General features: G+C 69.6%; 17 protein-coding genes. 4 read left to right on the top strand and 13 right to left on the bottom strand.

Features of this window, described 5'->3' with window-relative positions; genetic code table 11:
- Window positions 1-55 precede the first annotated feature (55 nt).
- A complete protein-coding gene (locus tag ACWD4A_RS11130; protein ID WP_451192243.1) occupies window positions 56-469 on the top strand; it encodes an NUDIX hydrolase in 414 nt (137 codons plus the stop codon).
- 246 nt (window positions 470-715) lie between these two features.
- Here the strand turns inward: ACWD4A_RS11130 and ACWD4A_RS11125 are convergent, their stop codons facing one another.
- Window positions 716-1,606: a hypothetical protein gene (locus ACWD4A_RS11125; protein WP_451192241.1), complete on the bottom strand. Its 891-nt coding sequence runs from the start codon at window positions 1,604-1,606 to the stop codon at window positions 716-718.
- 742 nt (window positions 1,607-2,348) lie between these two features.
- Between ACWD4A_RS11125 and ACWD4A_RS11120 the strand changes: the two genes are divergently transcribed.
- Window positions 2,349-2,507 (top strand): hypothetical protein, encoded by a 159-nt coding sequence (locus ACWD4A_RS11120; protein ID WP_451192240.1) that lies wholly within the window; start codon window positions 2,349-2,351, stop codon window positions 2,505-2,507.
- A gap of 11 nt (window positions 2,508-2,518) precedes the next feature.
- On the opposite strand, the gene ACWD4A_RS11115 is transcribed toward ACWD4A_RS11120, so the two are convergent.
- From ACWD4A_RS11115 to ACWD4A_RS11075, 9 genes are all read right to left on the bottom strand, one after another.
- On the bottom strand, window positions 2,519-3,292 hold the full coding sequence (locus ACWD4A_RS11115) for an enoyl-CoA hydratase/isomerase family protein (RefSeq protein ID WP_451192238.1): 774 nt from the start codon (window positions 3,290-3,292) through the stop codon (window positions 2,519-2,521).
- Between the two features lie 52 nt (window positions 3,293-3,344).
- Entirely contained in the window at window positions 3,345-3,788 is a 444-nt protein-coding gene (locus tag ACWD4A_RS11110; protein ID WP_451192236.1) for a PaaI family thioesterase, read from the bottom strand.
- Between the two features lie 31 nt (window positions 3,789-3,819).
- A complete protein-coding gene (locus ACWD4A_RS11105; RefSeq protein WP_451192235.1) occupies window positions 3,820-5,118 on the bottom strand; it encodes a beta-ketoacyl-[acyl-carrier-protein] synthase family protein in 1,299 nt (432 codons plus the stop codon).
- A gap of 13 nt (window positions 5,119-5,131) precedes the next feature.
- Complete coding sequence (locus ACWD4A_RS11100; protein WP_451192233.1) at window positions 5,132-5,395, bottom strand: acyl carrier protein; 264 nt, start codon at window positions 5,393-5,395, stop codon at window positions 5,132-5,134.
- Between the two features lie 12 nt (window positions 5,396-5,407).
- The gene (locus tag ACWD4A_RS11095) at window positions 5,408-7,117 is read right to left on the bottom strand and encodes an AMP-binding protein (RefSeq protein ID WP_451192232.1); all 1,710 of its coding nucleotides are present in this window, start codon (window positions 7,115-7,117) and stop codon (window positions 5,408-5,410) included.
- Complete coding sequence (locus tag ACWD4A_RS11090) at window positions 7,114-8,640, bottom strand: B12-binding domain-containing radical SAM protein (RefSeq protein ID WP_451192230.1); 1,527 nt, start codon at window positions 8,638-8,640, stop codon at window positions 7,114-7,116. The genes ACWD4A_RS11095 and ACWD4A_RS11090 overlap by 4 nt, the downstream gene beginning before the upstream one ends.
- Window positions 8,637-9,932 (bottom strand): B12-binding domain-containing radical SAM protein, encoded by a 1,296-nt coding sequence (locus ACWD4A_RS11085; protein WP_451192228.1) that lies wholly within the window; start codon window positions 9,930-9,932, stop codon window positions 8,637-8,639. Before ACWD4A_RS11085 ends, ACWD4A_RS11090 begins: the two co-directional genes overlap by 4 nt.
- Window positions 9,933-10,107: 175 nt before the next feature.
- Window positions 10,108-11,697: a phytoene desaturase family protein gene (locus ACWD4A_RS11080; protein WP_451192226.1), complete on the bottom strand. Its 1,590-nt coding sequence runs from the start codon at window positions 11,695-11,697 to the stop codon at window positions 10,108-10,110.
- An 84-nt stretch (window positions 11,698-11,781) separates the two neighbouring features.
- Window positions 11,782-12,477 (bottom strand): HD domain-containing protein, encoded by a 696-nt coding sequence (locus tag ACWD4A_RS11075; protein WP_451192225.1) that lies wholly within the window; start codon window positions 12,475-12,477, stop codon window positions 11,782-11,784.
- Between the two features lie 99 nt (window positions 12,478-12,576).
- Here ACWD4A_RS11075 and ACWD4A_RS11070 point away from each other — a divergent pair, with 99 nt between their 5' ends.
- Window positions 12,577-13,536, top strand: a complete 960-nt coding sequence (locus tag ACWD4A_RS11070) for a GlxA family transcriptional regulator (RefSeq protein ID WP_451192223.1) — start codon at window positions 12,577-12,579, stop codon at window positions 13,534-13,536.
- Window positions 13,537-13,634: 98 nt separating this feature from the next.
- Here the strand turns inward: ACWD4A_RS11070 and ACWD4A_RS11065 are convergent, their stop codons facing one another.
- Window positions 13,635-14,699 (bottom strand): amidase domain-containing protein, encoded by a 1,065-nt coding sequence (locus tag ACWD4A_RS11065; protein WP_451192221.1) that lies wholly within the window; start codon window positions 14,697-14,699, stop codon window positions 13,635-13,637.
- Window positions 14,700-14,987: 288 nt separating this feature from the next.
- Between ACWD4A_RS11065 and ACWD4A_RS11060 the strand changes: the two genes are divergently transcribed.
- Entirely contained in the window at window positions 14,988-16,040 is a 1,053-nt protein-coding gene (locus ACWD4A_RS11060) for a chitinase (protein ID WP_451192219.1), read from the top strand.
- Here ACWD4A_RS11060 and ACWD4A_RS11055 read toward each other — a convergent pair.
- Window positions 15,976-16,506: a S26 family signal peptidase gene (locus ACWD4A_RS11055; protein ID WP_451192217.1), complete on the bottom strand. Its 531-nt coding sequence runs from the start codon at window positions 16,504-16,506 to the stop codon at window positions 15,976-15,978. The genes ACWD4A_RS11060 and ACWD4A_RS11055 overlap by 65 nt on opposite strands.
- Window positions 16,507-16,514: 8 nt before the next feature.
- Entirely contained in the window at window positions 16,515-18,284 is a 1,770-nt protein-coding gene (locus ACWD4A_RS11050) for an ABC transporter ATP-binding protein (protein WP_451192396.1), read from the bottom strand.
- Window positions 18,285-18,533: the final 249 nt, after the last annotated feature.

Below are 18,533 nucleotides of genomic sequence, written 5' to 3'. Positions count from 1 at the left end.
GCGCTGGGCGTCGATACGATCTTCCGGCCCATCCCGGCCCCCTGGAGGAGTAGACGTGACGCAGCAAAGCGCTGAGGAGCGACCGGGCATCGCCGCGGCCATCGTGGTGTACGAAGGCCGCGTGCTGATGGTCCGGCGGCGGGTCAGCGAGGGCCAGCTCTCCTGGCAGTTCCCGGCCGGCGAGGTCGAGCCCAACGAAGCCCTCGAGGACGCCGCCGTATGGGAGACCCAGGAGGAGACGGGGCTTGCCGTGAAGGCGGTGAAGCTGCTCGGCGAGCGGATCCACCCGGCCACCGGCCGTCGGATGTCGTATACCGCCTGCGAGGTGGTCGGCGGTAATGCGCACGTGGCGGACACCGACGAGCTCGTCGAGCTGGCGTGGGTCGCCCATGCAGAGATCCCGCGGTATATCCCCTACGGCCTGTTCGAGCCGGTGCAGGAACACCTCGACTCGGCGTTGAACCGCTGAAGGGGCCTGTCGACGCACAACACCTCTGGGGGCCGACACGTCTCGGAGTTGGCCCCCAGAATGCTCATGGGGCTGGGAGTAGGACGTGCCCGATCGAGTCGTGAGGTCGTGGACGGTAGTCCAGTTCTCGGCGATGAGCTGGAGGGCCTGCACGCGCGGAGGATGGCGTCATGCCGGTGGGTGCGGTGCTCCTCAGCGCGCTGAGCCGCCTGGTCCCAGGTGTCGGCAGGTCCCGGGGCTCGTCTGTCAGGCGTCCCGTCGCTCCTCGTGCCGGGCCAGCTGCGCTCGCAGCCGTTCCGCCTCGGCCTCGGCCTGGCGAAGTCGGCGCTCCAAGACAGCGCGAGCCGGCGGCGGGTTTTCGGGCTTCGGCGCCTCATTGCGTGGAATGAGCCAGCCCACGTGCTGATACGCGACAATCGCGCGAGCGTGGGGACAGGTATGGCAAGACCGTTCCGGCATTGGACGCGGCCAGCCTGCCGCCAGCATCCGGCGGGTGCGTTCACGTTCGGCTTCGGGTTGAAGCATCGGGTCTGAGGCCCAGGCCTGCTCGAATTCCTCGATCATCTGTTTCACCCTTGTGGCCTCGGCCAAGCGCGGCCCGTCATCGGGTTTCCAGTCGAGGGTTGGCGCTACGACCTCTTCGACGTGTCCGCAGGCCAGCGTTACCTTCCAGAAGGCCGACGTGTGTGCTTCATGATGGCGGATCACGGCCCACACGTCGGCTTCGGCCCATTCGGGTGGCTCCACCGGATCGGCGGGAAAGCTCACCTCTCGCCGTTCTCCCCACTCAATGATGTCGCGGTAGGGGGCATCGACGGAATCGTCGTGCCGGCAGTACACCTGTCCCTGCGGCAATGCTTCACCCTCCCCAAGGCCACGCCACTGCCTCTCGCTCGGCGGGGTGCGGTCGTCCGGTGTCAGCAGCTCCTTGATGCAAGCGCAATCCAGCTGGACCCGCCATCGGTAGTACCGGTCCGGGTCCGGCGCGAGGAACGGCCACAGGACCGCAGGAATCCCTCTGCGGCGATCGGAATTGAATTCCTCGTACTCGCGTAGGACGTCCATGCGCCGCTTTGCCCGGCCGGGAAGCCGGCGCGCTATAGCGGGTGGGCGCACACCTGCGGCAGGGTCGGTCACGTTCGATTCCTCTCGCCCAGCGAAACACTGCTGCCGACGCTAGAAACTCTGAGGTCGAACCGCTGCCGGAATAGCGATCGCTTCGCCTGAACGAAGGAGACGAGGCTGTTGCTGCCTTCGTCGTCGGGTGGATGACTGCACCCGTGTCACCGGCGAGGACGGCCGGGCACGGCCCCAACGACGTCGGGTTCCAAGCCACAAAAGCCGTGGTCACGACGCACCGGCACGGCCCTGCGCCAGCAACATGCGCGACTGCCGACTGGTGTGCCCCGTGAACAACCCAAGGGGCTGATGCTGACCATTTGCTGACCAGAGCCCCGCCATCACGCCACTGACCTGCGAAAACGCCCAGATGTCACATGTTGGACTTGAACATGGTGCGCAGCATGGAGGAACTCCCGGATCTAGGCTCCCTGCCTGCGTTCTCACAGGTCAAGGGCTGTTTCACCACTCTACAACGAGTCGTGTGTCCGAGCGGCGTTCTCCATGCCTTCAGCGCCCGGTCCGATGGGGCCAACTCGGGCGTCCGCTTCGGGAAACCGGCATGAAGGAGCGCCTTTCTTGACCACTCACCTCGGACATGGCGCCGGCCCGCGGACGATACCGGCGCTGATGGCGGCACTGTGCGGGATCATCGGTGCCGTCGCGCTCGGCACGACCCCGGCCCGGCGGCAGCGGCCGATCAGCGTCACGCGGTCTACGCCATCGCGCACCGGGTCGACACCCTGGACGGGACGCGCGTGTGGACGGCATCATCGCGGGCTACGGCGCCATCACCGGGGTGCGCGAGTACGGCAACGGCCGGCAGTGCGCCAACGCCGTCGGCCTCGTCCGTGACTGGGTGAACCGCCACAGCGCCACCCACCGCATGGCCACCGGCGGGGACCGCCTGTTCAGGTAGTGGACCACCGGTTACACGGCCGGACTGTGGGCGGCCTTCTCCTCCCGGCGGCCCCGGCCCAGGGAGGCGAGGTAGTCGCGCAGGGTCCGGCCGGTGCGCTCGGAGCTCCAGATCCTCAGGACCTGGGGATCTTCCGACGGCCGGGCGGCGTCGATGCGCTCGCGGGCGGGGCGGTGGAGCTGGTGCTTGGAGAGTGCGTACACGTCGGGTGGGGCGGCGCAGAGGCCCTCCGCCCGTCGCAGTGCCGCGGCGAGCAGGCGATCGGGCTCGGTGATCTCGTGCACCAGGCCGATCGAGGCGGCCTGACCGGGGGCCAGCCGGCCGGCCCCGAGCACCATCGCGTCCAGGGCCGGGCCGACGGCGTGGCGCATGATCTCCAGGGGCACCGTGGGGAACGGCACACCCGCGGCGAGCTCGGCGAGCCCGATGGTGCCGCCCGACATCAGCCGTATGTCGCACGCGGCCGCCAGGACGCATCCGCCCGCCAGGGCATGGCCGTTCACCGCGGCGACGACCGGCTTCGGGTGCTCGAACAGGGTGAGCATCGCGTGGCTCAGCGCCGGCAGGAACTTCTCGACGTACCGCGGCCCGCCATCGGCCGTCCGCTTCAGATCCACGCCTGCCGAGAAGGAGCGCCCGCTCCCGGTCAGCACGACGGCGCGGGCGTCGGCGACGGCGGCCAGGGTCTCGGGAACGGCGGTGAGCAGCTCCAGGTCCAGTGCGTTCACCGGTCCGTGACGCAGCGTCAGAAGGGCGATGCCGTCGTGGTCGGCTGTCTCGATCATTCGGTAGTCCTTGAATCCTTGCCGGTTGACGAGGCGTTGAGGCGTCGAGCGATCAGTCGTCGTAGCCGTCGAGGTCGGTGAGCAGGATCTTCGACACCATATAGGTGCCTTGGCCGGCCGCCACGAGTTTGCCGCTGTCGGCGTGGATGTCACTGCGCGCGACGTAGATGTTCTTCCCCGCGGTCACCACCTCGCCGGTGGCGTAGATGCCCTCTTTCCGCACCGGCCGGATCAGGTTGATGTGGTAGTCGACCGTGAGGACGCTGTAGGTCTCCTCCATCGAGTTGGCCGCCATGAACCCGGCGGTGTCCCCGACCTCGAACAGCATGGCGGCGTGCAGGAAGTCCGAGTTCTGGGTGAGATCGCCGTGGAACGGAATGGCCACGCGCGCGACCCCGGCCTTCTCGATCGTGATCGTCTTGTTCAGGAACCGGGAGATCCTGCAGTTCATGCAGCAACGGGTGAGCTTCTCGAAGTGCGTGGACGAAGAACCCATGACAGTGCTCCTTACGAGTGCGGTGGCAAGGCTATGCGCGCGACACGATCAGGCCGGCGTTGATCCCGCCGAAGCCGAACGCGTTGATCAGGCAACGGCGCACCTCTGTCACTCGGGCTTCGCGGGCGATGTCGATATCGGCGAACGACGGCTCGGGCTTTTCGAGTTTCAAGGTCGGAGGCACGGTGTGATGGCGAAGTGCCATGAGCGCGCCGACGAGGTTCATCGGGCCGTTCGCGGCGAACGTGTATCCCGTATGTCCCTTGATCGACGTGACGACCGGCTTCCGGCGGGCGTCGGCCGTCACGGAACGCACTGCTTCGAGTTCGGCGGCATCGCCCTGGATCATGCCCGAGGCCTGCGCGAACACGCAGTCGATCGCATCCGGCCCGACCCCGGCGTCGGCGAGAGCGCCGGTCATGCAACGCGCGGCGTGGCGGGGCGAGATACCGGCGATGTCATCGGCACCGCTGTTCGTGGCGAAGCCGGTCAGCTCGCCGTGGATCACGGCGCCGCGCGCTTCGGCGTGGGCGCGGTCCTCCAGTACGAACGCGGCGGCCGCCTCGCCGACGATCATGCCGTCCCGTTCACGGTCGAACGGCCGGGGTGTCATCGCCGGATCGTCGCACCGGCTGAGAGCGTTCATCGCCTCGAAGCCGGAGTAGGTGATCGGCGTGGTCACCGCCTCGGCCCCGCCGGCGAGTGCCCAGGTGCGGGCACCGGACCGGATCGCGCGCATCGCCTGGCCCAGTGCCTGGCAGCCGCTCGCGCAGGCGCCGGCGATCGTCATCTGCTCCTCCTCGATCCCGTGGCGCAGCGCGATCGCGCTCGCCGCCATGTTCGGGATGAGGGAGGGGATCAGGAACGGGCTGGTCTTCCGCGCATCCTGCCGCTCCTGCTTGAGGACACCGGCCTCGATGCTGGGCAGGCCCCCCATCGCCACGCCGAAGTAGACGCCCCCGCCCGGCGGGTGACCCGGCGGCGTCTCCCCGGCATTCCGGTCGTGCTCCGTGTTCCGGCCGTGGTCCCGGTCGTGCTCCGTCGTCGGGAGGAGGCCGCTGTCCTCCAGCGCCCGGTCCGCGGCGAACAGCGCGTAGCGCACGAACGCGCTCATTCGCTTGATCTCGAACTGGAACGGGCCCGGCGGGAACGTCACAGCGGCGTCGTCGATCTGGCCGGCGTACCGGCTGCGGAAGCGGCCGGGGTCGAAGCGTGTCAGTGGCACGATTCCCGAGCGCCCGGCGAGGAGGCCCTGCCACAGATCGTCGACCGTCGGGCCCAGCGGACAGACGACGCCCATCCCGGTGACCACTACGCTGCGTCGGCGCATGGGCGGGATCGCGTCACGCCCGCTGCTGCTGCGCGTCCTGCAGCTCTCGTACGTGGTTCACGAGATCCCGCATCGTCTCGAACCTGCCCATGGCGGATTCGTCGAACTCCAACCCGAAACACTCCTCCATGTAGAGAAGCAGCTCGACCATCTTGAGCGAGCTCATCCCCTCGATGGACGTGGCAAGGTGCGAATCCGGAGTGAGATGGGAGACATCGGCTTCCACGAACTCCCCGATATGCCCGACAATCTTCTCGAACAGCTCCTGGTCCTGCATCGCGTGCACCTCTCAATCGGTCGCGGACTGGCGGGCGGTGAGGCGTTCTTCTTCGATCATCTTCCGGCACAGATGGCGCTGGATCTTACCGCTGGTGGTTCGGGGGAGCCCGGCTCGGCTGACCCAGTGGAAGGTGACACCGCCGATGCCGAACACCTCCGCGAGCGCGTCGCTCACCCGGCCGGTGACGACCCGTCGGTCACGGCCGTCGGCGAGCCGCTCGTCGAGCAGGAGATGGAGCTGCTCGGTCCGCAGCGTGGGATCGGGGACTCCGACGGCGACGACCGCCGGGGTCCGCGGACTCTCCGTGACGGCCTCCACGAACGCCTCGATCTGGTCGGGCACATAGTTCCGGCCCGAGATGATCACGATGTCCTTGCTGCGACCGGTGACGTACAGCTCTCCGTCGACCTGATACCCCAGGTCGCCCGTACGGAGATAGCCGTCCGTCCGCTTGAACTGTCCATCGGCCGCACCGGTGTCCTCGTCGCCCGGCTCCGCGAGATAGCCGTCGATCACGCTGGGGCCGGACACCTCGATCTCGCCGATCTCGCGATCGGGCAACGGCGTCCCGTTCCCGTCGACGACCCGCAGACCGTGGCCGGGCAGCACCCGGCCCACGCACATCGTGCTCGTGGTGCGCGGGTCCGCGGCCGAGCGGGGCTCGGCACGCCCCCTCGCCGCCACGGCCTCCGCGTCGACCCGGTCGGCCGAGTACGGTCGGCCGATGTCGGAAATGGTGACCGCGAGCGTCGCCTCCGCAAGCCCGTACACGGGCCTGAGGGTCGTTTCGGGCAGGCCGAAGCGGCCGAACGCCGCCTGGAATTCCCGCATCGTGCTCTCGTGCACCGGCTCCGCGCCGCACAGGGCGACTCGCCACGCCGACAGGTCGAGATCGTCCGGCGGGCGTCGCTTCGCGACTCTCGCGCATATGTGGAACGCGGAGCTCGGCGCGGGCGACAGAGTTCCCCGGTAGCGGCTGATCCATTGCAGCCATGACAGCGGATTCCGCAGGAAGTTGACGGGGTCCGAAAGCACCATCGGGATCCGGGCGCAGAGCGCGTACGAGATCCCGATGAGTCCCATGTCGTGGAACAGGGGGAGCCAGCTCACCAGCGAGTCGTCGGGTCCGCCCCGGATCGCTCCGGCGATCGCCCGGACATTGGCGACGATGTTGCCGTGCCGGACCATGGCCAGTTTCGGCACGCCGGTCGAGCCGGAGGTCGCCTGAAGATGGGCGAGCGACGCGGGCCTCGCGCGCGGCGGGCCCGGGTGGAGGGGTGCGTCGCGCAGCGCGCCCGGTGTCAGGACCGGGATCGGCAGCAGCGGCGCGAGCACCTTCTCCAACTCCGGTGCCGCGACGACCTGTCCGGCCCGCGCGTGCTCGACGAGCCCGCGGAGGTTCGCCGCGTAGTGCGCGGTGCGGCCGTCCATCGGCTCCGCCACGACGACCGGCACGACCCCGGCGTACAGACAGCCGAGATAGACCGAGAGGAAGTCGCGCGAAGTGGGCAGGACGACGACGACGCGGTCCGCTTCGTCGATTCCGTGCGCCTCAAGTCCGGCCACGGTCTGTCCGACGAGGCGGTACACGTCCGCGTAACTGAGTGCGAACTCCTCCTCGGACCTCTCGATCACACGGAACGCCAAACGGTCCGGAGTGCGGCCGGCCGCGTCGAGCAGCGCATCGATGACGGTCTCCGGCCGGGAGTCCTCCGTCACCGGGCGTACCCCTTCACGAACTGCAGATCGGTGCGCTTGGAGGACCGCGCCAGCCAGGTGCGGAGCTCGCCGTGCCGCGTGTCGAAGTCGGCCTTCAGCAGGTCCTCCTTCAGCGTCCCGGACGTGGTGTAGTAGGGCTTCTCGAGTCCCTCCAGGAAGCGGATGTGCTGCTCCATACCGGCCCGGCCGCGTTCGACGCTGCGCGCGTACGACTTGAGGCGGGCCCGCCGTTGCGGCCGCTGCTCGATCTCGAACGCCCGCTTGAAGAAGATCCCGTAGCTGTCGAGGATGCCGCGCTGCAGTTCGCTGGGGCGCATATGGCGCGGGAAGATGCCGACGAACGAATAGTGCTGGTAGGTGGGGACCTCCATGATGATCCGGTGGTCCTCGATGTCCTGCCGGGCCCCGTACAGCAGATCCTGGAAGGGGTATTCCGCGAGGCATACGAAGACCGGGTGCATGATGCGCGCCTCGGCGCACCAGTACGCGGTGGCCTCGATCGCCTGGCGGTCCTGGACGTCCAGGCCGAAGATGATCGCGGAGTGGATGGCTATGTCGTTCTCGGCGAAGCGCAGCAGGCGGCGGGTCTGTTCGGAGGGATCGACACGCTTGTTGAACGCCCGGAGGACGCTCGGGTCCTCCGATTCCACCCCGAGGCAGTACTCGTCGAATCCCGACCGCTTGAGGTCGAGAACCAGCTCCAGGTCGTCCGCGTGATTGACCCGGCTCATCGCGATGAACTTGTAGTTCCTGTCGCGTAATATCTCGGCAATCTCACGGCAATAGCCCTTGCGGGTGGTGAAGTTGAGATCCGTGATGTAGAACCGGTTGCAGCCGGTCTGCCGGTAGATGGCGTCCAGCTCGTCGCGCACGTCTTCCGCGGTCTTGGTGCGGAACCGCCGTCCGAGCAGCCGGATCGCGTAGCAGAACGAGCAGTCGAAGGGGCAGCCGCGCGACATCGAGACCGTCGCCCAGTGCAGCTGTGGCGCCCGCGCCAGGAGCTTAGGGTTGATCGCGTTGGCGATATTGCCATAACGGGCGATCTTGTTCAGTCTCAGCTCGCCCTTGGCGTCGATATAGGCCAGGTTGTCGACGTCGGAGACGGGATCGCCGGCCTCCAGCGCCTTGATCAGCTGGACGGACGGGATCTCCCCCTCGGCGATCACCGCGTAATCGGCGTAGCGCAATGCCTCGTAGGGCGCGAACGCGGCGTGCGGACCGCCCATGATGACCACGCAGCCGGGGCGCTTGGCGCGCTTGATCAGCTCCAGCGCCTCGAGGTTCGACCAGAAGTGGGTGGCGAGCGCCGAGATCAGGATGTAGTCGTAGCGCGCGAGGGGAAAGTCCTCGGGCTTCTCGCCCCAGAACATCTGGCACATCTCGACCCGCGCGTCCGGATACTCCTGCTGGATGAACGACGCGACGTAGTAGATGCCGTCGTTGTAGGTGGTCGCCAGCGTCGATGCGTCGGGATAGGCATCGTGGAACCCCAGCTGGACACAGAGGATATCGAGACTCTTCATGCCGGCCGGGCCTGCGCCGCGTTGTGCCGGTGCGCGAACTCCCTGCGCACCTTCTCCTTCATCTCCTGCTTGAGCCTGGTGGCGATGCGGGTCGGGTCGTTGACCCGGCGCTGGGCCCAGGCGAGCAGATCACGCGCCTCGCTGCGGTTCATCTTCGGGTGCTTCCACACCAGGTTGTAGAGATCGTGCTTGCTGAGGTCCGGCTCGTCGATCAGATGCTCCATCTGCCGGTAGAGACGGGTGCCATGAAATGGCGTCAGCAAGGTCAGCTGACAGGCGAACAGCCCTTCCTCGTTGAGCTGCTCGATGTCGAACTGCATGTCCTCGATGCTGTCCTCGGCGAATCCCACCATGAACGTGCCGAGCGCCCGGCGCCCGTTGTCGATCAGCTCGCGCACCGTCTGCCTGACGTTGTAGACGTCGTCGCGCTTCTTGACGTCGGCGATGTTCTTGTCACGGTAGGACTCGATGCCGACGATCGCGCCGTCCATATAGCGGTCGGTGAGCTCGGGTATCCGCCCCCGTATCAGGTCGGCGCGGGTGAGGCAGATCCACGGCAGCTCGCGCTCCGCCAGGGCGTCCACGACCTGCTCCGCCAGGTGATTGGTGAGGAGGAAACTCTCGTCGTAGATGACGACATGTGCGACCTTCTCGTCCCGGTACGTGTCGAGCGCCGCGTACATGTCCTCCATGAAGATTGCTTCTTCTTTGGGATTGAAGATCGGCGTCGAGCAGAAGGTGCAACCGATATTGCAGCCACGTTTGGAGTAGAGATACCCGACCGGCGAGCTGATCCCACGGAATCCGCTCTGCCCCAGCATCGCCGGGTGCCGGACCCGCGGCAGCGGCGTGCCGTAGACATACTGGTGGAGCGTGAACTCCCCGGCGCCCTTCACCAGTTTGGTGAAGTGCCGGTCGAGACCGGGTGTGAGGACGCCGTAGTTGCCGCCCCAGATCTCCGGTACGCCGGCCTCCCGCGCGGCCGTGGCCATTTCGATCGCCACCGGTGTGGACCAGGTGTAGAAGCTGACGCCCACCATGTCCCACGCCTCGGAATTCAGCGCGTCGAGATATTCCTGCCAGGTCGGATATTCAAGGATCTCGACATCGGGCACGTTGTACTTGAGGAAGCGGAGTCCGGTCGGCGGGCAGGTGACGGAAAGGCGGTCCTCCAGGTCCACCGCACACGTCCAGGCCATGTAGGTATCGGTCCGGTCGTACCAGTTGCCGCCGACTCCGTCCGGCTCGACCAGTGCCTCTTTCGGAGCGGTTGTCAGGAGTACCCGCTTCATCGCCGTCCCCCTCCACTTCGGCGGTGTCGCTTCTGCGTACAACCACCCTGCGTAGCCGCGCGTCGATCATGCCGGTAAAAGCTCTTCGACCCTGGGAGTGCCCAGCTTTTTTCGACCCTAGGAGCGGCCCGTCCGGAAAGTCAACCCGCGTGCTGTGCCCGGATATTGGCGGCCGTCAGGCCGATAGGCCGCCGGCGATCAGCTCCTTCGCGACGATACGGCCGGAACCGCCGTTGACGCCGTGGCCGGGCCAGGTCGCCGCGCCGACCATGTACAGGTTCGGTACGACGGTCCGGTGCGAAGGCTGGCTGGGCAGCGGCCGCAGGAGGTAGCTCTGGCCGAGCTCGTGGCTGCCGCCGTAGGGGTCGCCCGGACCGCAGTTGGGGTTGAAGCGGGCCAGGTCCGCCGGGCCGATCACATGGCGGCCGAGGACGGCACCGGGCAGATTCGGCGCGTGCCGGCCGGCGAGCTCGATCACCCGGTCCGCGAAGGCGTTCTTGACCTCCTCGGTCCAGCCGTCGCCGGTGTCGATCTCCCCGGCGGCGTCGCCCCGGAGCCGCAGCGGAATGTCGAGCATCTGCAGTCGGGCCACGGCCGCGCCGGGCGGACAGCGCGTCGGGTCCGCGGCGGACGGCGTGTCGAAGGAGATCGTCGGTTCGCCCGGGAGCAGCCCGCGGACCGCCTCGTTGACGGAGCGGGACAGCGCGTCGAGGCCGCCCGTGAGGTGCGACTGCCCGGTGCGGGCGAGTCGTTCGTCGGTGAAGCGGGGTGGTTCGGAGAGCGCCAGGTGGATCTGGACGCAGCCGCGCCCGTAGCGGTAGTCGCCCGCCTGCCGCCGGAGGGCGGGCGGGACCGCGCCGTCCTCGTGCGCGAGCAGCTTCAGGTACAGCTGGTCGGGGTTGACGGAGGCGATGACGGCCCTCCGGGCCCGCACCATGTCGCCGTCGGCGGTCCGTACGGCGACGGCGCGCCCGTCCCGTACGAGGATCCGGTCGACCCACCGTCCGGTGCGGACCTGTCCGCCGTGCTGTTCGATCAGGGCTGTCAGCGCTCGGGCGAGCCGCTCGCTGCCGCCCTCGGGCGTGGGCATTCCGGCCGCGGTCACGGCGAGCAGCACCATGATGATCCAGAAGGCGCTGTTCACCTCGTCGGGCCCGCGGCCGAGGTGCAGCGCCCAGGGTGCCAGTGTGCCGTGCAACACCGGTGAGGAAAAACGGTGTTCGAGGAGATCGCGGCCGGTGCGGAGGAACAGCTGGGCGAAGGGCGAGTAGTGTCCGTTCTCGCGCATCAGACCGTGGATGGTGTTCGCCGCGCCGACGTCGGCGAGTTCGGCCGCGAGGAGTCCGAACACCGGGCCGGAGTACGGGGCGAAGTCCGTCAGGAGCGCGGTGAGGGCGGCGCCGTCGCCCGGTGCGAGGCGTTCCGCCTCGGCCGTGTTCTCCTCGGCGTCCGTCGAGAACACGGCCGTCCCGGCATCGGGCATCGAAACGCCGATGCAGTAACGGGAGTTGCGGTACGTCAGGCCGAGTGCGGCCAGTTCCGGCCCGAGCTCGGCGTAGGCGGGGCCGGAGGTGAACAGGGGGTGTGCCGAGGAATAGGTGTCGTGCCGGAAGCCGGGGACGGTGAGCTCTTCGGTGCGGACGAGCCCGCCGGGCCGGTCGTTGCCTTCGAGGACGGCGACGTCCCAGCCCGCACGGGCCAGGTACGCCGCCGTGACCAGTGCGTTGTGGCCGCTGCCGACCACCACCGCGTCATGGCTCTGCATGGTGGATTCTGGCACCCGGGCCGCCGTGCGGTGAAGGGCGCGGAGGCGGTCGGTTGCGGATGGCCGGCGGCACCGGAGGCGCTGTCAGGCCGTCGGCTCCGGGAGGGGCGAGGTGGGGCGGTCGCCCCAGCCGGCCTCGGCGATCAGGTCGTACCAGTCGGGCAGCGCGCCGTGGGACAGGTGACGGCGCAGGGCCTGGCCGGGGAAGCCGAGGGGGCTCGCCTTGGCGGGGTTGGCCAGCGCCTGCCGCACGATCAGGTCGGTCAGCGCGTAGGCGAGGTCGTCGCGGGGGAAGGCGGCGTGGACGCGGTCGGCGAGGCCGTCGGGCAGGCGCTCCTTGTCGCGGCCCATGATGTCGGCGGAGATGCCCGCCTGGGTCAGGGCGACCTCCGGGCCCTTGCGGGAGGCGATGCCGTCCGAGGTGTGCAGGGCGATCGCATCCCACACCACCGTGACGGCCTCCTCGTCGGCGCCGTGGTCGCGCAGGAAGCGGGCGGCCAGGTCGGCGCCGTCCACCTCGAACCGCTGGTCACCGTTGCCCCGCTCGGACAGTCCCAGGTCGTGCAGGACACAGCCCAGGAACACCAGCTCGCCGTCGAAGTCCGCCCCGGCTTTCAGCCCTTGGTGGTCGGCGAGCGCCCGTGCGAAGAGGTAGCTGCGCACGCTGTGCCGGAAGACGACGGCGGGGCCCGCCTCCTCCGCGAAGCGCAGGGCGTTCACCGCGAGTTCCGTACGGGGCAGGTCGAAGCCGTCGTAGACGGCGGGCAGGGAGAGGGTCACGGGAGAACTCCTTCGCGTTCAGCGGGTTGTCCTCGATCCTGCTGCCCCGCCGCGACCCCGGCCAGTGGCCGTAATGCCGGGTCACGCTAAATTCTGGCCATGACTGTGGTGGCTGTTCTCGCGCTCGAAGGCGTCGTCCCCTTCGAGCTGTCCGTGCCCGGCCAGGTCTTCGGCACCGCCAATCAGGCGGCCGGGGCCTCGCACTACGAGATCCGCGTCTGCGCCCCGGGCGGGACGGTGACCACGGACGTCGCGTACGTCGCGTTCCGGATGCGTACGCCGTACGGCCTGGGCGGGCTGGACGGGGCCGACACCGTGGTCGTTCCCGGCCACTCCGGCTTCCTCGCCCCGCCGTCCCGCGCGGTGACCGGGGCGCTGCGGCGGGCGGCGGAGGCCGGGGCGCGGCTGGCGTCGGTGTGCGTCGGGGCCTTCACGCTCGCCGCGACCGGGCTGCTGGACGGGCACCGGGCCACCACGCACTGGCAGTACGCCGACGAACTCGCCCGCCGTCATCCGGACGTCGAGGTCGACGCGGGCGTGCTCTTCGTCGACCAGGGGCGTCTGATCACCTCGGCGGGGGTGGCCGCGGGGCTCGACCTGTGCCTGCACCTCGTCCGGTGCGACCTCGGCGCGGACCTGGCGGCCGCCACCGCCCGCCGTACCGTCATGCCGCTGCAACGGGACGGCGGCCAGGCCCAGTACATCGAGCACCCCCGGCCCGCGGCCGGATCCACCGCCCTCCAGCCGGTCCTGGAGTGGATGGAGGCCAATCTGCACTGGCCGCTCACGCTGAGGGACATCGGCGAGCACGCCGCGATGAGCGTGCGCAGTCTCAACCGGCACTTCCGCGCCCAGACCGGCACCACTCCCCTGCAATGGCTGCTGCGCGCCCGCATCCACCGCGCCCAGCAGCTCCTGGAGACCACCGGCCTGTCCGTCGAGCAGATCGCCGACCACCCGGGCTTCGGCTCTCCGGCCACGCTGCGGCACCATTTCGCCCGCCACGCGGGCACCTCCCCGCATGCCTACCGCACCGCTTTCCACCAGCGCCGCCCTTGACCGGGAAGCCCCTGTTGCCGGGGTCCACGACGCGACGTGGGCCCCGCCTCATCACGGCGGGGCCCACGTACGGTCACCGGGCCGGGGCCCGGCGGGGATCAGGTGCGGTACGCGTAGTAGACCGCGTCCGGGTACGAGGCGATGATGCTCGCCACCGACTTCCGGAACGTGTTGGTCGAGTGGTAAGTCAGGTATGGGACGCCGCTCCTGCTCCGATAAGTGGTGATCATGGAGTGGTCCTTGGACCCGTCACCGTCGAAGTCCATCTGCAGGATGTCGCCGACACCGAGGTCGTAGACGTTGTCCAGGCTGGTCACGCGCTGGGACTGCATCGCGTACCACGACCACTCGTTGGCGCCGACCCAGGAGGTCGACTGGTTGGTGGAGTCGTACCACCAGCTGTGATTGGCCTCGGTCGGGCCGGGCGCGGCCTTCCAGCCGCCGGCCTTCAGGGCCTGGCTGATGAAGTTGGTGCAGTCCCCGCCCTCGTCGTTGAACTTCCGGTACGCGGGGTTGTAGTTGCTCCAGTACTTCTCCGCGTAGGCCGCCATGGCCTTGTAGTCGTACGTGGTGCTCGTCTTCGGCTGCGACTGCCGCCACGGCCGGTCGATGGAGGCGGGCTTCGCCTCCTGCGGCGTGGCGGGGGCCGCGGCGACCGGCTTGGTCGCGGGCTGGTTGACCGGCCGGGGCCCGGCGTCCGTGGGACGGATGCCCGTGAGCTCCCACGCACCGCCCTTGGCGGCGGTGAAGTTCAGCTCGTGGTGCGCCCGGAAGCCGGTCGTCGTCGGCTCGTCACCGCGGACCTTCTTGTAGGTGAAGACGGTGGTCTCGGTCACCTGGACCGTGGCACGCCCGTCCTTGACCCGCACCTTGTCCGTGGAGACCTTGGTGTCGGCGGCGGCGTACACCTCGCCCAGGGAGGCGAGCCGCTGCTTGCGGGTCCGCAGCGAGGACAGCGAGCCGTCCTCGGTCCGGGCCAGGCCCGCCGAGAGCCGCACCTTCTTGTCGGCCTTCGGCGCGGCCCGCCGCGCCGGCTTGGCGTCCACGAGCGCCTCCGTGCGCTCCGTCAGCACGGCGTCGGCGACAATGGCGAAGGACTTCTCCGTGTCCTTGTCCACGCGCGGCTGCGTCGCCGCGTTCGCCGCCGAGGCCGGCAGGAGCACGGCCGACACTGCCACCGTCAGTGCCGCCACCGCAGCGGATCTGAACGTCGCTGGTATCACAATGTTTCCCCTTGTCACCCGGCCCGCACGGGCCGGGAAGCGGAATCTTCGCACAAATTTCCGCTATTTCTGTAGACAGGTGATCGCATCGTGGAACCGGCCCGAAGAAGGCCGCCGCGCGCCCACGTTGAACCGCTTTGGTCCATACCTATTGACGGCCCTTCGGGGCCGCTTTACGTTCTCCGGAACCTCGGCGGCACCACGGCGGGGACGTGAAGGGGAGGCAGCATGATCGGTCGGACGGCGCGTCTGCTGGGGGCCTGTCTGGCCCTGGCCTTCGCCGTACACCTGCCGGCCGCCGCGGCGGCGGACCAACCGCGCGACGACACCTGCGCGGTGAAACCGAGACCTTCGGGGCCGGTGCTCCAGGGCTATTGGGAGAACTGGGACGGAGCGGCCAACGGCGTTCATCCACCGCTGGGTTGGATACCGGTCACCGATTCCCGTATCGGCGCCCACGGCTACAACGTCCTCAACGCGGCCTTCCCGGTCATCCGCTCGGACGGCACGGTCCTGTGGGAGGACGGAATGGACGCGACGGTGAAAGTCGCGACCCCCGCCGAGATGTGCCTGGCGAAAGCGGCCGGTGCCACTGTCCTGCTGTCCATCGGCGGCGCGGCGGCCGGAATAGACCTGAGTTCCCGTACGGTCGCCGACCGCTTCGTCGAGACGGTGGTGCCGATTCTCCAGAAGTACAACTTCGACGGCATCGACATCGACATCGAGACCGGCCTGACGGGCAGTGGCGACATCACCACGCTGTCGGACTCGCAGGCCAATCTCGTCCACATCATCGACGGCGTTCTCGACCGGATGCCGCCGGGGTTCGGCCTGACGATGGCCCCCGAAACGGCCTATGTCACCGGAGGCAGCGTGACCTACGGCTCGATCTGGGGCGCGTACCTGCCGATCGTGAAGAAATACGCCGACAACGGCCGCCTCTGGTGGCTGAACATGCAGTACTACAACGGCAACATGTACGGCTGCTCCGGCGACTCGTACTCCGCCGGGACCGTCGAGGGATTCACCGCGCAGACGGACTGCCTGAACAGGGGGCTGGTCGTCCAGGGCACCACCGTCAAGGTGCCCTACGACAAGCAGGTCCCGGGCCTGCCCGCCCAGCCCGGCGCCGGAGGCGGCTATATGTCGCCGGACCTGGTGGCCCAGGCGTGGCGCGCCTACGGCGGCGGGCTGAAGGGGCTCATGACCTGGTCCCTCAACTGGGACGGTTCGCGGGGGTGGACCTTCGGCGACAACGCGAGGGCCCTGCAGGGCCGCTAGCGTGCCGGTTGAGGACCCTGCCCAGCACCCTGTCTGAGGGGAAGTAGCCCACGTCCTGCGAGTCGAAACTCACCGTCCGGTTGTCCCCGAGCAGGACGAGCCTGCCCGGTGGCACGCGGTCCTCCGGCACCGCGGCCAGGGAGCGGGCCCGGTCGCGCGGCACCGGGTCGCCGGGCACCGCGGCCACCCGCTTGATCAGCCATTCCCGCCCGCGTACCTCGGCCGCACCGGCCGCGGACCGTACGGGCGGGCCCGGCCAGCCGCCGCCCCGCACCGGCCGCTCGGCGACCACCACCTGGCCCACCGCGGGACGCGGCCCGCGGCGCACCAGAACCCGGTCGCCGTCCTGGAAGGCGGGCCACATGCTCGCACCGCGGACGGTCACCACGACCAGCCCGCGCACCCACGCCACAAGGGCGGCCAGGCCCAGGGCGGCCACCGCCGTCGCCGCGCCCGCGAGCGGCATCCACCCCCTCACCGGGGCTCCCCCGTGAACGCGGGCGCGCCTGCCCGGTAGCCCTCCGCCTGCAGGGCGAAGAGCCGGGCGTAACGTCCGCCGGCGCCGATCAACCGGGCGTGCGAGCCCTGCTCCACGACGCGTCCGTCCTCCAGCACGGCGATGACGTCGGCGTCGCGCACCGCTCCGAGCCGGTGGGAGATGAGCAGGCTGGTCCGCTCGCCGCGGTGCTGCCGCAGCGCGGTGTGGATCTCGTGTTCCGCCTCGGCGTCCAGCCCGGCGGAGGGCTCGTCGAGGATCATCAGGTCGCGCCGGTCGCGCAGGAACGCGCGGGCGAGCGCGAGGCGTTGCCGCTGGCCGCCGGAGAGCACGACCCCGGTCTCCGGGTTGTCCTTGTCGGATTCCATGAAGAACCTCCGCGACAGCAGCGTGTCGTAGCCGTACGGCAGCGCGGCGAGCCTGGCGTGGATTCCGGCGCGCTCCGCCGCGCCCTGCAGCCGGGGGCGGTCGTCGAGCGCGGTGAGGTCGCCGAGGGCGATGTTCTCCGCGGCCGTCATGTCGTAGTGCATGTAGTCCTGGAACACGGCGCCGATCCGGTGGCGCAGCTCCGCCACGTCGACGGTGCGGATGTCGACGCCGTCCCACAGGATCGCGCCGCGGTCGGGGTCGTAGAACCGGCACAGCAGCTTGACCAGTGTCGACTTCCCGGCACCGTTCAGCCCGACGAGCGCCAGTGCCTGGCCGTGGCGGAGCCGGAGGCCGGCGCCGCGCAGCACCCAGGGGTGCTGCGGGGAATAGCGGAACCAGACGTCGCGCAGCTCGATGCCGCGGGCCAGGGGCGGCAGCGCCACCGGCCGTACGGGCGTGGGGAGATCCGGTCCCGCCCCGGTCACCGCGAGGTAGTGGTCGAACATCAGCAGCGCCTGGTGCGCGCGGGCCACTTCGCTCGCGAGGGTCGTCAGGGCGCTCTGGATGCCCGCCACCGCGGCCACGAACATCACGACGTCGCCGGACGACAGGGTCCCGGCGTGCGCGGCGGTCACCGCCCACAGCAGGCCGCCGCCGGAGACGAGCGCGGCCAGCAGTCCGAGCGCCGTCTGGAGCAGGGCCTCCCGCCGGTCCACCGCCCGCTTGGCGGCGTTGGCGGTGCGCCGGTCGCCCAGCATGCGCCCGCGCAGGAACGCGCCGGTGCCGAAGAGCCGGATCTCCTTGGCCGCTTCCACACTGGACAGCAGCTCGCTGTAGAACATCTGCCGGCGTTCGACCGGGCCGATCTCCCAGAGCGTCCGTGCCTTGCGGCGGGCCATCGCGACCTCGGACGCCAGGGTGGGGACGGCGGCGGCCAGCACCAGGCCGGTCATCCAGGGGCTGAGCACGGACAGCGAGCCGAGGAAGCCGCCGATGGTGATGGCCGCCCGGGTGATGCCGACGGCGCCGTCGACGGCCTGGTTCGGGGTGCCTCCGCCGGAGCCCTGCGCGAGCCGCAGCCGGTCGAGGAACCGGGGGTTCTCGAACCTGCCCAGCCCGGTGAAGCCCTCCACCGCCGTGAACAGCCGGTCCTCGGCGAGCAGTCCGACCCTGCGGTCGAGTTCGGTCCGCAGGTAGCGGGTGACCTGCGGCACCGCACCGGCCACGAGCCCGGACGCGGCGAGTCCCGCGCCCAGGCCGATCAGCCGTGCCGACGGGGCTCCCGTGCCCAGCCCGTCCAGCAGCAGCTTGGTCAGCCAGGCGGTGGCCACGGGCAGCGCGCCGACCGCGAGGGTGAGCAGCGCGTACGTGGCCAGCACGCCGGGGGCGGCACGGGCCACCAGGGCGCCCGCGGCGGCGATCCGGCGGACCGCCGCCGCCGGGCCGGAGGAGCGGCCGCCGCGCAGGGTGCGAAGGTGATCGGTTTCCAGGAGGTCTTCAACGCCCCGTACTTCTGCCAGGTGCAGGAGAGCGAGCACTACCGCTGGGCGGAGGAGGTGCCGGACGGGCCCCCGGTTCGCGGCCCGGCCCGGCGTCACCGCCTTCTGGGGCATCGCGGGGTCCATGGC

The organism is Streptomyces sp. NPDC002537 (genome assembly GCF_053594975.1).
This window is presented reverse-complemented; position numbering and strand designations above follow the sequence as displayed.

What these genes read in the sequence shown, in the direction of transcription:
- ACWD4A_RS11115 (WP_451192238.1), bottom strand. Translation starts at nt 3,292, where the DNA reads ATGATCGAGACAGCCGACCACGACGGCATCGCCCTTCTGACGCTGCGT.
- ACWD4A_RS11110 (WP_451192236.1), bottom strand. Translation starts at nt 3,788, where the DNA reads ATGGGTTCTTCGTCCACGCACTTCGAGAAGCTCACCCGTTGCTGCATG.
- ACWD4A_RS11105 (WP_451192235.1), bottom strand. Translation starts at nt 5,118, where the DNA reads ATGCGCCGACGCAGCGTAGTGGTCACCGGGATGGGCGTCGTCTGTCCG.
- ACWD4A_RS11100 (WP_451192233.1), bottom strand. Translation starts at nt 5,395, where the DNA reads ATGCAGGACCAGGAGCTGTTCGAGAAGATTGTCGGGCATATCGGGGAG.
- ACWD4A_RS11090 (WP_451192230.1), bottom strand. Translation starts at nt 8,640, where the DNA reads ATGAAGAGTCTCGATATCCTCTGTGTCCAGCTGGGGTTCCACGATGCC.
- ACWD4A_RS11085 (WP_451192228.1), bottom strand. Translation starts at nt 9,932, where the DNA reads ATGAAGCGGGTACTCCTGACAACCGCTCCGAAAGAGGCACTGGTCGAG.
- ACWD4A_RS11080 (WP_451192226.1), bottom strand. Translation starts at nt 11,697, where the DNA reads ATGCAGAGCCATGACGCGGTGGTGGTCGGCAGCGGCCACAACGCACTG.
- ACWD4A_RS11070 (WP_451192223.1), top strand. Translation starts at nt 12,577, where the DNA reads ATGACTGTGGTGGCTGTTCTCGCGCTCGAAGGCGTCGTCCCCTTCGAG.
- ACWD4A_RS11060 (WP_451192219.1), top strand. Translation starts at nt 14,988, where the DNA reads ATGATCGGTCGGACGGCGCGTCTGCTGGGGGCCTGTCTGGCCCTGGCC.
- ACWD4A_RS11055 (WP_451192217.1), bottom strand. Translation starts at nt 16,506, where the DNA reads ATGCCGCTCGCGGGCGCGGCGACGGCGGTGGCCGCCCTGGGCCTGGCC.